The organism is Halolamina salina, from assembly GCF_042678005.1.
GTDB classification, from domain to species: Archaea; Halobacteriota; Halobacteria; order Halobacteriales; family Haloferacaceae; genus Halolamina; species Halolamina salina.
The window spans coordinates 18,942-19,582 of sequence record NZ_JBHUDH010000116.1 but is presented as its reverse complement, the minus strand read 5'-3'; the positions used below and the strand labels follow the sequence as shown (position 1 = coordinate 19,582).

At 74.6% G+C, this 641-nt stretch carries 1 protein-coding gene (only partly in view); it reads left to right on the top strand.

What is annotated here, in order from left to right; translation table 11 throughout:
- On the top strand, nucleotides 1-641 hold part of the coding region annotated (locus tag ACFR9S_RS10375) for an MFS transporter (protein WP_379818569.1) (this coding region is incomplete at its 3' end). The annotated region extends 270 nt beyond the left edge of the window; 641 of 911 annotated nt are visible.

Here is a 641-nt window from a genome sequence, read left to right as displayed (position 1 = left end):
GCTCTCGGCTCGCTCGCGCTCGTCGTGCCGCTCCCGCTGCCGGACCTCCCAGTGCCCGTCGGTCCCGTTTCGGCCGTGCCGGGGGAGTTCCTCGGCGTTGTCGCCGGGATGCTCCTGATCGGCGTCGGGACCGGCGCACACAAGACCGTCGCCGTTCGCCTGCTCGCGACGGTCCACGAGCAGCGGACGGGGCGGGCGCTCGGCGTGCTCGACACGGTCGCGGCCTTCGGCGGCGTCGCGGCACCGCTGGCGGTGACGTACGCGCTGCCGGACTGGCGGGGGCTGTTCCTCGCGAGCGGTCTCGCGGTCGCCGCGCTGACCGTGCTGTTCGTCCGACGAACGCCGCGACATCTGGAGGGGCGCGGCGCCGCCGATACGGGCGACGAAGGAAGCAGCGGGGTCGACGGCTCGCTGCTCGGCTACCTCGGGCTGCTGCGGGCGCCCCGGGTGGCGCTGTTCGTCGGCGTCACCGTCGCGTTCGCGTTCGGCTACAACGGGGTGGTGGCGTTCCTGCCGAGCTACCTCGCCGCCGACGCGGGCGCGGGGCTGGGACGCGCCGTCGGCAACACGATCTACTCCGCGCTGTTCGTCGTCGCGCTGGTCCAGTTGGGGACCGGCGAGCTCACCGACCGCGTGGGGCG